At 66.7% G+C, this 14,072-nt stretch carries 13 protein-coding genes; 6 read left to right on the top strand and 7 right to left on the bottom strand.

Annotated features, from left to right (window positions below; genetic code table 11):
• The first annotated feature begins 87 nt into the window (after nucleotides 1–87).
• Entirely contained in the window at nucleotides 88–873 is a 786-nt protein-coding gene (locus tag ACOQPI_RS07845) for an SDR family NAD(P)-dependent oxidoreductase (protein ID WP_420619117.1), read from the top strand.
• Between the two features lie 17 nt (nucleotides 874–890).
• Here ACOQPI_RS07845 and ACOQPI_RS07850 read toward each other — a convergent pair whose 3' ends face one another.
• Nucleotides 891–3,299 (bottom strand): CaiB/BaiF CoA transferase family protein, encoded by a 2,409-nt coding sequence (locus ACOQPI_RS07850; RefSeq protein WP_420619118.1) that lies wholly within the window; start codon nucleotides 3,297–3,299, stop codon nucleotides 891–893.
• Between the two features lie 59 nt (nucleotides 3,300–3,358).
• Here ACOQPI_RS07850 and ACOQPI_RS07855 point away from each other — a divergent pair, with 59 nt between their 5' ends.
• The gene (locus ACOQPI_RS07855) at nucleotides 3,359–3,763 is read left to right on the top strand and encodes a nuclear transport factor 2 family protein (protein ID WP_420619119.1); all 405 of its coding nucleotides are present in this window, start codon (nucleotides 3,359–3,361) and stop codon (nucleotides 3,761–3,763) included.
• A gap of 3 nt (nucleotides 3,764–3,766) precedes the next feature.
• On the opposite strand, the gene ACOQPI_RS07860 is transcribed toward ACOQPI_RS07855, so the two are convergent.
• The 3 genes from ACOQPI_RS07860 to ACOQPI_RS07870 form a co-directional block, all read right to left on the bottom strand.
• Complete coding sequence (locus ACOQPI_RS07860) at nucleotides 3,767–4,633, bottom strand: DUF6159 family protein (protein WP_420619120.1); 867 nt, start codon at nucleotides 4,631–4,633, stop codon at nucleotides 3,767–3,769.
• Nucleotides 4,634–4,707: 74 nt separating this feature from the next.
• On the bottom strand, nucleotides 4,708–5,808 hold the full coding sequence (locus ACOQPI_RS07865; protein WP_420619121.1) for a hypothetical protein: 1,101 nt from the start codon (nucleotides 5,806–5,808) through the stop codon (nucleotides 4,708–4,710).
• A complete protein-coding gene (locus ACOQPI_RS07870; protein ID WP_420619122.1) occupies nucleotides 5,805–6,329 on the bottom strand; it encodes a UGSC family (seleno)protein in 525 nt (174 codons plus the stop codon). The genes ACOQPI_RS07865 and ACOQPI_RS07870 overlap by 4 nt, the downstream gene beginning before the upstream one ends.
• Nucleotides 6,330–6,353: 24 nt before the next feature.
• On the opposite strand from ACOQPI_RS07870, the gene ACOQPI_RS07875 reads away from it, so the two are divergent.
• From ACOQPI_RS07875 to ACOQPI_RS07885, 3 genes are read left to right on the top strand one after another with little or no spacing between them, the layout of a single operon-like run.
• A complete protein-coding gene (locus ACOQPI_RS07875; protein ID WP_420621007.1) occupies nucleotides 6,354–7,937 on the top strand; it encodes a PQQ-binding-like beta-propeller repeat protein in 1,584 nt (527 codons plus the stop codon).
• A gap of 30 nt (nucleotides 7,938–7,967) precedes the next feature.
• Nucleotides 7,968–9,107, top strand: coding sequence for an epoxide hydrolase family protein (locus ACOQPI_RS07880; RefSeq protein ID WP_420619123.1), 1,140 nt, complete (start codon nucleotides 7,968–7,970; stop codon nucleotides 9,105–9,107).
• Nucleotides 9,108–9,135: 28 nt separating this feature from the next.
• Complete coding sequence (locus tag ACOQPI_RS07885; protein WP_420619124.1) at nucleotides 9,136–9,972, top strand: NAD(P)-dependent oxidoreductase; 837 nt, start codon at nucleotides 9,136–9,138, stop codon at nucleotides 9,970–9,972.
• Between the two features lie 42 nt (nucleotides 9,973–10,014).
• Here the strand turns inward: ACOQPI_RS07885 and ACOQPI_RS07890 are convergent, their stop codons facing one another.
• On the bottom strand, nucleotides 10,015–10,878 hold the full coding sequence (locus ACOQPI_RS07890) for a MaoC/PaaZ C-terminal domain-containing protein (protein WP_420619125.1): 864 nt from the start codon (nucleotides 10,876–10,878) through the stop codon (nucleotides 10,015–10,017).
• Between the two features lie 78 nt (nucleotides 10,879–10,956).
• Here ACOQPI_RS07890 and ACOQPI_RS07895 point away from each other — a divergent pair, with 78 nt between their 5' ends.
• Complete coding sequence (locus ACOQPI_RS07895) at nucleotides 10,957–11,652, top strand: PaaI family thioesterase (protein ID WP_420619126.1); 696 nt, start codon at nucleotides 10,957–10,959, stop codon at nucleotides 11,650–11,652.
• Here ACOQPI_RS07895 and ACOQPI_RS07900 read toward each other — a convergent pair.
• Entirely contained in the window at nucleotides 11,627–12,949 is a 1,323-nt protein-coding gene (locus tag ACOQPI_RS07900) for a cytochrome P450 (RefSeq protein WP_420619127.1), read from the bottom strand. The genes ACOQPI_RS07895 and ACOQPI_RS07900 overlap by 26 nt on opposite strands.
• A 92-nt stretch (nucleotides 12,950–13,041) precedes the next feature.
• The gene (gene ilvE / locus ACOQPI_RS07905) at nucleotides 13,042–14,070 is read right to left on the bottom strand and encodes a branched-chain-amino-acid transaminase (RefSeq protein WP_420619128.1); all 1,029 of its coding nucleotides are present in this window, start codon (nucleotides 14,068–14,070) and stop codon (nucleotides 13,042–13,044) included.
• Between the last annotated feature and the right edge of the window lie 2 nt (nucleotides 14,071–14,072).

Here is a 14,072-nt window from a genome sequence, read left to right on the forward strand (position 1 = left end):
AATTTACCGGCGAGCGGCGGCAATCGCACCGCTTGGCCGACAGTCGGTGGAGTCTCGCCGACGACCGCGACGAGGAGGAGTTCGCTCATGGGAAGACTGGACGGCAAAGTTGCCCTGGTTACCGGCGGTGGAGGCGGGCTGGGCACAGCCATCAGCGTGTTGTTCGCCAGCGAGGGTGCCAAAGTGGTGGTGCAAGACCTGAACGAGGCCGCCGCCGCGGCCACCGCCGATCAGGTGATCGCCAACGGGGGCGAGGCCATGAGCGCGGCCTGCGACGTGTCAGACAGCAAGGCCATCGAGGCCATGTTCGCCGACATCGACGACCGTTTCGGCCCGGTGACCGTGCTGGTGAACAACGCCGGCGTCGACAGCACCCCTGGTGATGGCTCCGGAGAGGGCAACACCGGGGGCGACCGCCAGATTGTGGACATGAGCGACGACGGCTGGCAGCGGATGCTCGACATCCACCTCAACGGCGCCTTCTACTGCACCCGGGCCATGCTGTCCCGGATCATCGAGACTGATCTCAAGGGTTCGGTGATCTGCATGTCGTCCATCGCCGGACTGGCCGGTTGGGGGCCGGTGCACTATGCCACCGCCAAGGCCGGCCTCTTGGGGTTCATGCGGGCAATGGCCCGGTTCTGCGCCCCCCACGGCATACGGGCCAACGCCGTGTGCCCCGGCGTGATCGACACCCCCATGGTCGCCGGAGTAGACGCCGCCATGATCGAGGGTCTAAAGATGATCACCCCCGCGGGCCGTATCGGCCAGCCCGAAGACATTGCCTATGCCGCCTTGTATCTAGCCTCCGACGAGAGCGACTTCGTCACCGGCGAAACCATCACTCCCAACGGCGGCCTAGTCATCGGCTGACCAGGCGGTCAACCCGGTCAGGAGTCCGTCGGCTCGGGGAGGGGGACTTCTAGGGCGCCCATTTCGACGAGGCGTTCGACTTCGGCGGGGTCCATGCTGAGTTCTTCTATACAGATTTGGCGGGTGTGCTCGCCTAGTAGGGGGGCGGCGTGGACGGGGGGTGTGGGCATCTCGCTGCCGTAGAAGCAGGGGCCTTCCAGCACTAGGTTGCCGGCGCCGGGTTGGAAGACCTCTAGCGGGAAGCCTCGCTGGGTGAGTTGGGGGTCGGCCATGTGGTCGAGGGCGGTGAGCATGGCTGATCCGGGGACGCCGACGGCCTGACACGCCTCCTGGACCTCCAGCGGTGAGAGGTTGGCCGTCCACTCGGCTACCCCGGCGTTGACCGCATCCCGGGCGGCCAAACGGCCTTCAGCGGTCCCGTAGGCCGGGTGATCGGCCCAGGCCGGGTTGCCCATGGCTTGCTTGAGCGCGGCCCAGTCGGCGTCTTGGCGCACGCACACCACGCTCCACTTCTGGTCGCCGGCACACTGGAATACCCCCCACGGGGCGCCTTGGTCGGAGTCGTTGCCTACCGGCTGCACTGAGCCGGCGCTGAGCGACTCGGCCATGAAGAGATCGCCCAACGTGTTGACCAGAGCCTCCGCCTGGCTGATCTCGGCCTGGGCCCCCTGGCCCCGGCGGTCTCGGCTCAACAGGCCGACCAGCGCGCCTAGGGCGCACAGCCGCCCGGCCAAGTGGTCGGGGTGTATGGCGTTGGACCCCGGCGGCGGGTCGCCGTCGGTGAAGTTCCACAGGTACTTGATGCCCCCCACTGTCTGGATGGTGGGTCCGTAGCCGATCCAGTCGGCATAGGCCCCGGTGGAGCCCATGAGCTGGCTGCTGGCCATGCACACACCGGGGTTGAGCTCCTTGAGCGTCTCATAGCCCACCCCCATGGCGTCCATGGTGCCGGTGGAGTTGTTCTCGATCACGATGTCGGCCGTCTTCACCAGCTCCTTCAGCACCGCCAAGCCCTCGGGGATCTTGGAATTGACCCCGAAGCTGCGCTTGGTGCGGCTCGATGAGGCGAACGACGCCGTCATCTCGGTTCCGATGACCAACCGCATGAAGTCGGGATAGGTGCGGGTTTCGATCTTGATGACGTCGGCCCCGTACTCGGCCAGCATCCGACCGCCCTCCACGCCCACGCCGCCGTGTCCGAAATCCAGCACCCGCAGCCCAGCCAGCGGTTGGGCCGTCTCGCCGGCGTCTGGCACTGGACCTGCGGGTTCGACGTCAGCCGCCTCCGCGGCCACATCGGCGTTGTGCTCACCCAGAGCCGGGGAACCGAAGCGGAACCCCTGGCGCTGCCGGTTGATCTCCATGAATCCCGAGGCGGTTGCCGCCTCTACGCCGGGGGCCACTTCCATCGGCACGAACGTCGACCGGGACACGTAGTGCTCGTTCACCAGGATGTCGGACGGCTTGAGCATGGGGGTGACCACCACGCCCCGGCGCTGAGCCTCGGCCGCGGCCTCCTCCATCATCATGGGGGCGAAGTGCTCGGCGATCACTGGGTTCAACACGTCGCCGTTCATGATCCGGGTGATGGTTTGGCTCCACATCTCGTCGGCAAATGCCTCGGGGCGGCCCATCCACTCCCATAGGGCGAACCACTGGCGAGGGCTGAGGACCACCATGGTGATGTATCCGTCGGCCGTCTCGAACAGCGGATACACCACGGTGGTGCCCGATCGGACGATGGGCGGGTCCATGCCGGCGTCCAGGGTGGGCTGCATGTTGGCCAGCTGCCATGTGTTGAGGTGGATGGCCGCCTCCAGCACCGAGAAGTCCAGGTGCTGGCCTCGTCCCGTGCGCTCCTTGGCCACCAGCCCGATGGCCACGGCCAAAGCGCCGACCACGCCGGCCGCGTCGTAGGCGAACGCCCCGGGAATGAGCAGCGGCGGCTTCTCGGGTATGCCTGAGGCGGCCAAATGCCCGCTCATGGCCTGGATCACCTCGTCGTTGGCTTCGAACTGGGCATAAGGCCCCTCTTGGCCAAAGTCGGTGATCGATAGCACCAAGAGGTGCTCGAACTCGGCGGAAACATCCCGGGGGTCGAGCCCATAAGGGACCAGCGTCCCCGGCTTGGTGGATTCAATCCACACATCGGCGCTGGCCAGCAGCTCTCGCAGTTGGGCCTGGCCCTCAGCCGTGGTCACATCCAGCGTGATGCCCCGCTTGTTGAAATTGCGGAATGCGAAGTACAGGCTGGTGTCGCCGTCGGGGGCGAACGGGGGCATGCGTCGGGATTCGGCTCCTCCGGGCGGCTCCACCCGGATCACATCGGCGCCGAAGTCGGCCAGCAGCCGACCGGCCAACTCGCCCTTGACGTCGGCCATGTCGATGACCCGCAGGCCGCTCAGCGGCAGTTCATTCGAAGACACGATCCGCGACACTACTGCCAGCTTTCCCACGGATTCGAAGAACGTGGTCAACTGGTGAGATGAGCGAGCGTACGAACCTCGAGATACTCCAGTCGGTGTTCGACTCGATGGGCGATGCCGATGCGGTGGTGGCCCACTACACCGACGATTACGTGATGGAGTTGCCCTACGCCCACCCCGACAAGCCCGACCGGACCGAGGGCAAAGAGGCAGTGCGCCAACGCCTGGTGGGCGCGTTCAAGGTGTTCCGCTTCACCCTGCACATCACCGAGGTGTACCCCTGCACCGACCCCGACCTGCTCATAGCCGAGTACACCAGCCAGGGCGAGGTGATTCCCACCGGCCGCCGCTACTCCAACCGCTATATCGGCCTATGGCGCTTCCGGGACGGCAAGGTGTGCTTCACCCGGGAGTACCTCAACCCGGAGGCAGCCAAGGCCGCTCTAGAACCAGTTAGCGACTAGCGGTTAGAACCGGCCGCCGCCGAAGCCCCCGCCGCCCCCGAAGCCTCGCATCAGGGGGCCTTGGGACCGCTCGTTGAAGGTGTCGGTGAGGCCGGATTGCTCGAACCCCATGGGCACCTGTCCAGTGGTGGCGTACAAGTAGAGAGCCATCTGGAAGATGGCGGTGAGAGTGCTGACCACCACCGAAACCAAGGCGATCCACGCGAACCCTATTGTGACCCCGACCACTGCGCCGACTGATCCGGCTGAGGCCCCAATGGCGATAATGATGATGCCCGGGATGGCAGCCACGAATCCGATGATTCCGAACCCCACCTGGGCGATCAGGTTCTCACCCCAAGTGTGGCGCAGCAGCTCGCCCGAGCGGCCGAGCGATTGGAACGGCCCGGTCTGCTCTACCACCAGAATGGGCACCACTAAGAACGTGAGCACCCCCCAGGCCATATTGAGCAGGCTGCCGAGGATGCGGGCGACGATGTTGTCCGAGCTTTGAATCAATCGAATGATCATCCCGACAGTCAGGGCCAGAATTGCCCAAGGCACGATCACGTGCAGTCGGGAGAAAGCCCCCTTGATGGCACTGGAGATGGTGGGGTCGCCGCCGCTGAACCGCTCCCGGGCCCCCGACACCACCGCGGCGTTGAAGAACACGGTGATGACGGTGACGGCGAACAAGATGATGATGCCGCCGATCCACAGCATTGGCTCGCTGCCGCTGCTGCCGCCGTCGTCTATCCCCTCGGTGGAGAGCCAGATGGGCAGGCCAATGCCCAATACCACCGCTAGTGAGGCCAGCGCTCCCAGAATCGGCAGGACGGCAAGTTCCCGATCATGCTGCAAAACCGCCCAAGAAGCCTTGGCAGTGTCCATCGTCCGACGAAATCGACCCATAGCCGCAACGCTACCAGCGACGGACGACAGTGTCGCGGAGACGAAACCGGGGCCTAACCGGCCGGCATAACCAACGGCACTTCGCAGGTTTGGTCGAGGTCGATTTCTACGGTGAGGTGGCTATTGCCGTGGGGGCCGGCGCCCCAGGAGGGCATGACGGTGGAGTACAGGCCGGTGCCTCCGGCTACCAGGATGAGCAGGGCTTCGGGGCTGCTGAGAGCGTGGACCACCAGGTCGGGGTTATCGCCTTGGCTGCGCTGGTGGCGATTGATGCCTGAGCCTCTAGAGCGCACCGCGGACAGCTCCGACCAGGATCGCTTGGCCCGATCGTGGAGCGCCTCGGCGATGGTGGCCCGGTCGTAGCCCACGTCGGCAAGGGCGACGGCGTGGTCGGGGTTGAGCACCAGCACTTGGGAGCCCCGGCCGAAGTGGGTGTTGTTGGCCCCCAATCCCGACAGCGAGGCGGCCAGCACGTTGATCAGGTGGTCGGCATACACCTCGGGATCGTCGTCGGGGAAGCACAGCACCGAGTGTGGTCCCTCGGTGCAGGCCACCGTGACCGTGCTCTGGTCGATGTCGTAGCCCAGCGAAGTGTGCAGCGGCGCCCAGGGGCTGGCCACTTCGTCTTCGCCCAAACAGAAGGTGAACTTGCCAGGGTGGCCTAGCAGAGCCATGTCGGAGGTGCCGGGCCGCCCGCCGCCGACGTTGATCATGGCCAGGCGCACCGCCCGCCCGATGCTGGCGTTGGCCCGGTGGCCCGGACCCAGCGCGCCAAAGCCCGACGCAATGCCGCAGGCGCTCACCGCGGGGCCGTTCACGATCAATAGCGGCCCCAGATTGTGGGTGGTGGCCTGTACCTCGGTCATGTCCAAGCGGGGATCGCTCACCGCCCGCACCGCGGCCACTACCACCGGGAAGTGGTCGGGCAGGCAGCCGGCCATCACTGCGGCGATGGCCGCCTTTTCCACGGTTGCCTCACCCAGGTTGGGGCCGAGTTGGCCCAGCGACACGTCGGCGTCGAGGCCCGAGGCCAGCACCATCCGCTCCACTCGGGCCGGGGTGGGAATCACCACCGGCAGTCCGTCGGTGCAGCCTGAGTTGTGGAGCTGTTCGAGCGCGGCCTCTTCGGTGGCAGCGGTGAGCTGTCGGCTCATCCGGCCCCTAGCGCCTGAAGCACCTCGTCGGCAATGTCGTCGGCCACCATCTGCATGGCCTTTTCCCCGGTGCCGGCCACCGGATGGGGGAGGATCACCCGAGGAATATCGGGCATGCCCGCGGAACGGGCCACGAAGTCGCCCTGCGGTGAGAACTTGGTGGTCACCAGCGCCACCGCCGGAGTATTCCGACGGGCGGCTTTGATGGCGTCACGCACGGTGCCGCTAGTGCAGCTTCCTCAATGTCCGTAGGCGGCCACCACCGCATCGCAGTCGTCGGTGATCTCGCCCATGAGCTGGTCGTCGGCCACCATGGAGGCGTTGCCCTTGTTCCAGGCCCGAACCTCCACGTCGGGGCGAACCCGGCGCAGGCTCTCGCCCACGGCATCCAGGAATGGGACCGAGTCGGGGAATCCGTTGGCCAACAGTCCCACGGTGAGTGTTCCACTGCCTGCTGACAGGTCATAGGGAGTCACCGGCTCGGCCGGTTCTGCCTTTGGGTCCAAATATTCGATCGCCATGGCTCTACGGTAGTGCAAGTGCGCATGTGGAGATCGTGGGCCGTGGTCGCGGCGATTGCCGCCACCGTGGGGATCGTGGCGGTGGTGGCCGATGTGCAGTACTTCAACGTCGACGACCCTGAGCTGACCACGTCTCCAGCCCCGATACCTGTGGCACCAGCCGATACGCCGACATCGGTGCCGACGACGGCCCCAACGCCCATCTCCACCCCCGCTCCCACCCAAGTCCCGGACCCGACTCCCACCCCCGAACCCACTCCCACTCCGTATCCGGGCTGGGTAGACCCGGCCACTGCCGGGCAGCCTGTGAGCGGAATGCCCGGACTGCTCACCTTCCGGGGCAACCCCACCCGCACCTTCTACGGCACTGGTCCGGCCCCGCAGTCGCCCGAGGTGCTTTGGCGGTTCACCGGCAGTCCCGAGCGGGATCTGTGCTCTCTCACCACTTGGGAGGCGGGTACCACCTTGTGGTGCGGGGCTGGTTGGACCGGCCAGCCTGCGGTGATCGAGTGGGACGAGCGCACCTGGGTGATTGCGGGCACATACACCCCGGGGGTCCACTTCCTCGACGCCGCCACCGGCGAGCAGATCATGCCCGAGTTCGTGGTGGGCGACCTGGTCAAAGGGTCGGTAACCGTCGATCCCGACGGCTACCCCCTGGTGTACTTCGGCTCGCGGGACAACTATCTGCGGATCATCGCTTTCGACCGGGAAGAGCCCGTGGAGCTCTGGTCTGTACACGCCGAGGACTTCCCGCCTGTGCTGTGGAACGACGATTGGGACGGAGCGGGCCTGGTGCTAAACGACCACCTGTTCCAAGGCGGGGAGAACAGCCACTTCTTCATCGCCAAGCTGAACCGCAGTTTCAGCCCCGACGGCCTAGTGGCCATCGACCCCGAAGTGGTGTTCTCCAACCCCGGTTGGGACGACGAGCTTCTCAACGTGGTGGCCGACGGCAACATATCCATCGAGACCGGCATGACTGTGGTGGGCAACACCCTCTACTTCGCCAACTCCGGGGGGCTGGTGCAGGGCTGGGACATATCCGGGGTGGCCGAAGGACAGGATCCCGAGCGGGTGTTCCGCTACTGGGCGGGCGACGACGTGGACGCCACCGTGGTGGCCGATGCCGAGGGCTTCTTGTACGTGGGGGTGGAGTACGAGCGGGGCAATACCCGCAGCCAGGAGCTGGGCCAGATGCTCAAGCTGGATCCCTCGGCCGAGGATCCCCTGGTGTGGGGCACCGACCTTCGCAACGCCGACATCGACGGGGTGTGGGCCACCCCGGCGCTCACCGACGAGATGGTGTATGTGCCCACCAACGCCGGCTTCTTCTACGGGCTGAGCCGCGAGACCGGCGAGATCGTGTGGTTCAAGCGGATGGGCGGCCCAGTGTGGTCGTCGCCGGTGGTGATCGACGACGTGCTCATGCAAAGCGACTGCGCCGGCAACATCTACGCCTTCGACATATCCGACCCCGCGGTCGAGCCCCCCGAGATATGGCGCATATCGCTGGGGGGCTGTATTGAGGCCACCCCCGCGGTGTGGGACGGAGTCATCTACGTGGCCGACCGCGTCGGTGGCTTCTACGCCATCGGCGACCGCTAGCCGGGCGAGCTGTCTCGCTACCCTGTCGCCGTGGCTGAACCGTTTCGGATTGTGGTGCCCGATGAGGTGATCGAAGACCTGCATCGGCGCCTGGACGCCACCCGCTGGCCCCAGGCGCTGGAGGGGGTGGGGTGGGACTACGGCTCCGACACCGCCTACATCGCCGAGCTGTGCCGCTACTGGCGCCACGACTACGACTGGCGGGCCCACGAGGCCGCGCTCAACGAGCTGCCCCAGTACACCCAGCGCATCGACGGCTTCGACATCCACTTCGTCCATGCCGAGGGCCAGGGACCCGACCCGCTTCCGCTGGTCATCACCCACGGCTGGCCGAGTTGTTTCTGGGAGATGCACAAGGTGGTCGGCCCGCTCAGCGATCCTGCGGCCCACGGCGGAGACCCCGCCGACGCCTTCCACGTGGTGGCCCCGTCGTTGCCCGGCTACGGGTTCTCGTCCCCGCCCGCCCAGCCGGGGGTGTCGTCGGCCCGAGTAGCCGACATGTGGGCCGAGCTGATGGCCGCGCTGGGCTATGAGCGGTTCGGTGCCCAAGGCGGCGACTGGGGCTCCGCGGTGAGCGCGGCACTGGGCGCCATGCATCCTGAACGCATGGTCGGCATCCACCTCAACATGGTGGCCCCGCCCATCGACGAGGCCGCCCTCACCGACGAGCAGCGCCAATGGTGGGAGGGCGTCAAGCAGTACCGCGACCGAGAGTGGGGCTACGTACACCTCCAGCGCACCAAGCCGCAGACCGCGGCGGTGGGGCTAACCGACTCGCCCGCCGGCTTGGCCGCCTGGATCATCGAGAAGTGGTGGCGGTGGAGCGACATCGACGGCCCCGGCGGGCGAGACCTCGCTCGGCGCTACACGCTCGACGAACTGTGCACCCTGCTCACCATCTACTGGGCCACCGCCACCATCGGCCCGTCGATGCGCATGTACTACGAGAGCTTTGGAGCCGGCTCCGCGTTCAACCAGCCTCCGAGGATTGCGGTGCCCACCGGGGTGGCGGTGTTCAACGAGAAGAACCGCCCTCCCCGGGAGTTGGCCGAGCCCTACTACAACATCACCCGGTGGACCGAGGTGGATGACGGCGGCCACTTCCCGGCCCTGGAGAACCCAAACAAGCTGGTGGAAGAGGTACGGGCCTTCTTCCGGCCACTTCGCTGAGAACCCCGAGCAGAAAGAGACAGATGCCATGACCCGACTGGGAATCATCGGACTGGGCGACATGGGCGGCGCCATCGCCGAGGGCGTGCTCACCGGCCAGTGGGACGACGAGGTGACTGTGGTGGGCTTCGACGTCTCCGAGGAGGCCATGGACCGGTTCACCGAGCTGGGCGGGATTCCGGCCGGCTCGGTGGGGGAGCTGGCTCGACTAGTGGACCTAGTGGCAGTGGTGGTGATCGACGACGCCCAGGTACGCCAAGTGTGTCAGGGCGACGACGGGGCCATCGCCGGAGCCGCCGAGTCGGGGGCGCTGGTGGCCGTCCACTCCACCGTGCTGCCCGCCACGGTGATCGATCTGGCCGCCGAGGCCGCCGAGGTGGGGGTGGCGTTGATCGATGCCCCGGTGACTGGGGGCACCCCGTCGGCGCGGAGTCGTGACCTGGTAGTGCTTTGCGGCGGCGATGAGGCCCACACCGAGCGAGGCCGACCCCATTTCGAGCGCTACGGCGGAATGGTGGTCAACGTGGGCCCGCTGGGCTCTGCGCTGAAAGCCAAAGTGGCCCGCAACCTCATCACTTATGCCGAATTGGCCGTGGCCTACGAGGCTATCGCTCTGGCGGCGGCAGCCGATGTGGACCTAGGGGCGTTTGCTGAGATCGTGAGCTACTCCGACCGCAACATCGGCCCTCACGTGGGCGTGTTCACCGGACCGCCCACCTATCCGCCCCCGGCTTTCGGGGGCAGCTTCACCCAGATCGCCCACAAAGACCTGAGGGGCGCGCTGGCCCTGGCCGAGGAGCTGGGCGTCGAACTGCCCATCACCGCGCTGGTCGATCAGCACATCGACGCGGCCTTCGGCGAGTAGCCGAAGAGCGTCAGGCTGGTCTCCGGACCGTTAGCCCGGCGCCTAGGCGAAGGTGACGGTCCCGGCGTCGAGCACCACTCGGTCGCCCACCCGGGTTTGGAACCGGGCCGATCCGCCGCCCTCGTCCCAAATGTGGACGTCGAGGGTCTCTCCCGGCAGCACCGGCGAGGAGAACCGCCCGTGCATGCTCTTGAATCGGGCCGGGTCGCTGTCGCACAAGGAATGGAGCAGCGCCCGCCCGGTGAAGCCGTAAGTACACAAGCCGTGCAGGATCGGGGTGTCGAATCCGCCCGCAGCAGCAAACGACGGGTCGGAGTGCAGCGGGTTGCGGTCGCCGTTGAGCCGGTACAGCAGGGCCTGGTCGGTGCGGGTCTGGTAGGTCACCACGTGGTCGGCGTCGCGCTCAGGGACCTTGGGCGGGCTGGCCGGACCCCGGTCGCCGTCCCAGCCCCCTTCGCCCCGGATGAACAGCGAGGTGACGTTGGTGAACAGCGGCTGGCCGTCGGCGGTATCAGTAACGTCGCTCTCCAGCACCACCAGGGCGGCCTTGCCTTTGTCGTAGATGCCGGCCACGCGGGTGACCGAGCTGACCGTGGCCTCCACCGGCAGCGGCTTGTGGAGGGTGAACCCCTGCTCGCCGTGTACCAGGAGCGCCGGGTTGTAGGTGCCGATCTTGGCCAGCGGGCTGTTGGAACCGCCAACCCCGCCGCCCAGCACCACGCACATGGTGGGCAGGGCCTTCTGCTCCACGTCCTTGGTGTTCTCGGTGGTGAACTCCAGCTCGAACCCGGTGGGATCGCTCATTCCCGCGCCCACGCCCAGGGCATACAAGAGGGCGTCTTTCGACTTCCAGCTCGAGGTGCTCGGGTCGCTCTCGGCGCCGACAGCGGTGGGGTCGATGGGCATGGGGGCTCTCCTAGCGGGATTGGGGTTCTTGGGCGCCTGGTTGCGCCGTGATGCTGTCCGCACCATACCGTTGCCGTCGTGGCCCATATCAATCAGCCAGGAGGCCCGTTCCAGGCCATCGACCATCCCGCGGTGGCCGGCCGGGAGCGGGAGCTGCGGGCGCTGGCCGACGCGGTGCGCCGGCTGGTGGCTGCCACCGTCACCAACACCGCCTCGCCCGCCGACACCGCCGCGCTGGCCGAAGAGGCCAACGCCCTGGCCGACCGAATCGAGGCCCATGTGCCCGCCGAGCCCCCGCCCCGTTTCGGCCCCGGCGGCCATGAGATGGAGGGCCCGCCCATCACCCACCTGCGGGCGCCGTTCGACTACGTGACCGGCATATGCAATCCCGCCGCGGTGCCGGTGGAGATGGTGGTCGACATGGAGTCCGACCCGCCCAAGACCCGGGGCCGAGCGGTGTTCTCCACCGTGTACGAGGGACCGCCCGGCTGCGTCCACGGCGCGGCCATCGCCTCAGCCTTCGACATGGTGTTCACCAGCGCCTGCTCCACCAGAAACGCCAGCGGCCCCACCATGATGCTGTCGGTGCGCTACAAGCGCCCCACCCTGCTCGATACAGAGACCGTGTTCGAGGGGTGGGTGGAGAAATTCGACGGCACCATCACCGAGGTCAAGGGTCACGCCCTCCAAGACGGCCAGGTCACCGTCCTAGCCGAGGGCGTGTTCCGCCACCTCGACCGTGAGACGCTCAACCAGTTGGCCCAGAGGGGGTGAACTCCGCAGGCAGGTGCTTGATGCCGTGGATGAACGCCGATGAGAGCGGGTCGGGCTCGCCGGTGGCCCGGATGTCGCCGATGCGCTCGAAGATCTCGCGGAACATCACCTTGATCTCCCGGCGGGCCAGATGCGCGCCTAAGCAGAAGTGCGGTCCAGGTCCGCCGTAGCCGATGTGGGGGTTCGGGTCGCGTAGCACGTTGAAGGCCAGCGGGTCGTCGAACACCGATTCGTCCCGGTTGGCGCACAAGTAGTTCATGACCACCATGTCGCCCTCATCGATCTTCTGGCCCTCCAGCTCGGTGTCGCTCAGCACCGTTCGGCGCATGTAGGTGACCGGGCTGGCCAGGCGCACAATCTCCTCTACCGCGCTGTGGGACACGCCATCGAAATCGTCAGTCCAGATCTTGCGCTGGTCGGGGTGGTCGGTGAGGAACACCAGACCCCAGCTGATGGCGTTGCGGGTGGTCTCGTTGCCGGCCACCACCAACAAGATGAAGAAGCTGGCCAGCTCGGCCCGGGTGAGCCGCTCCCCGTCCACCTCGGCGTTGACCAAAACACTGGTCAGGTCGCCGGTATCCACCCCCACCTTCGATTCCGCCACCTCGTCCATCAGGTTCGACAGGGCCTCTCCGGCCATGAGGATTGCAGTGACGAAGTCGCCGAACTCGGGGACGTACTCGTCGTCGGCCGCCCCCAGGATCACGTTCGACTGGTCGAACACGAAGTCGTGCTCGGACGCGGGAATCCCCATCAGGTCGCACACGATGCGAAGCGGCAGCCGGGCGGCCACGTCGGTGACGAAGTCGCACTCGCCCCGCTCGCACACCTCGTCCACGATCAGCCGGGCCTGGTCCTGCACTGAGTCCTCCAGCCGGGCCAGCATCCGCGGGGTGAAGCCCGCTGAGACGATCTTTCTCAGCCGGGCGTGGCGGGGGTCGTCCATGGCGATGATCGAGTTGAAGTACTCGTTGAACTCCGGCGGGAAGTCGTTGATGGTGATGCCGGACGACGAGGAGTAGACCTGCGGGTTGCGCGACACCTCCAAGATGGACGAATGCCGGGTAATGAACCAAGCGCCCGGCGTATCCACGCTCTCCAGATCACCAGTGAACTCGAACCCGGGATAGAACGTGAGCGGTCGAGAGCACACCTGCTTCAAGTCTTCGTCCACCACCCGGCGATCCCGCCTCCAAAAGGCGTTGTGCAGCGGGTTGTGCGGGTCTGCCTCAGTGGCAGGCGGCGGCTTGGCAAAGGAGCCGGTTGCGGCTTGCGATTCGGTTGGCACGGAGGTCATAGCAAAAGTCCCTAGTCGGCCATCTCTATAGCGTGATGCGATTCTGACTGTAGTGGCTAGCCGGGGGCCGCATCCGCGATGGCCGCTGCCGCCTAGGTGCTTGTTATTGGGGTGCGCCAGTTGAACGGGTCGGGGGCCGCGCCGGTTTGGATTTCGGTGAGTGCTTGGCGAAGGCGCAGGGTGTTGGGTCCGGGCTGGCCGTCGCCGATGGTGAGGGTCTTGCCCGAGTAGAGGATGGTGCCGACGGGGGTGACGCCGGCGGCTGTGCCCGATAGGAAGGCCTCGCCCCGCTCGGCCCAGTCGACGAGTTCCTCGGGGTCGATGGCGCGTTCCTCCACGTCGTAGTCGAGGTGGCGGGCGAGCTGGATCACCGAGTCCCGGGTCACGCCGTGCAGGAACGACTCGTCGAGGTGCCGGGTGACGATGCGCTCGTCGCCGGCCAGGAAGAAGTTGGAGGCGCCGGTTTCGGTGATGTCGCCGTCGCTGGCGAACAGCACTTGGTCGACTGCCTCGTTGGTGGCCATCGCATCCAGCGTGGAACCCAGGGCCATTGCATAGTTGGCCGCGCACTTCACCATGCCGAACTGGGGCACGGTACGGGGTGTGGACGACTCGACTTGAAGTGTGAGGGGTCGGATGCCTCCCTTGAAGTAGTCGCCCACCGGGGAGTTGACCACGAACAACAGCGCGGAGGGGGCGGGATGGGCCGCCGCGCCGATGTCGGCCCCGGTGCCCACCAGAGTCGGGCGGATATAGAGCGACCCCGGCGGATCGGGGACCTCGTCGGCGTTGGCCGCAACCGTGTCGATGGTCATCTGCCGCAGCATGCTGGGATCGATCTCGGGCAGCCGCAAGCAGGCGGCGCTGGTGACCATGCGGGCCACATGGCTGTCCAGCCGGAAGATGGCTACCGACCCGTCAACCTGGCGATGAGCCTTCAATCCCTCAAACACCGAGCTTCCGTAATGCAGCACGTGCGCCGCCGGACTCAAGCTCAAATCCCCGAACGGCTCCGGAGCCCCGCCATAGACAAGCGGCCCGCCATCAGCCCGTGCCGTCGTCATCCAGTCGCAGAAGACCGTCCCGAACGGGACGGTAAGAGGGTCAGGCTTGGCGGTCATAC

Origin of the sequence: Candidatus Poriferisocius sp. (assembly GCF_965219815.1) — a bacterium.
In the GTDB taxonomy this organism is placed as follows: Bacteria; Actinomycetota; Acidimicrobiia; order Acidimicrobiales; family Bin134; genus Poriferisocius.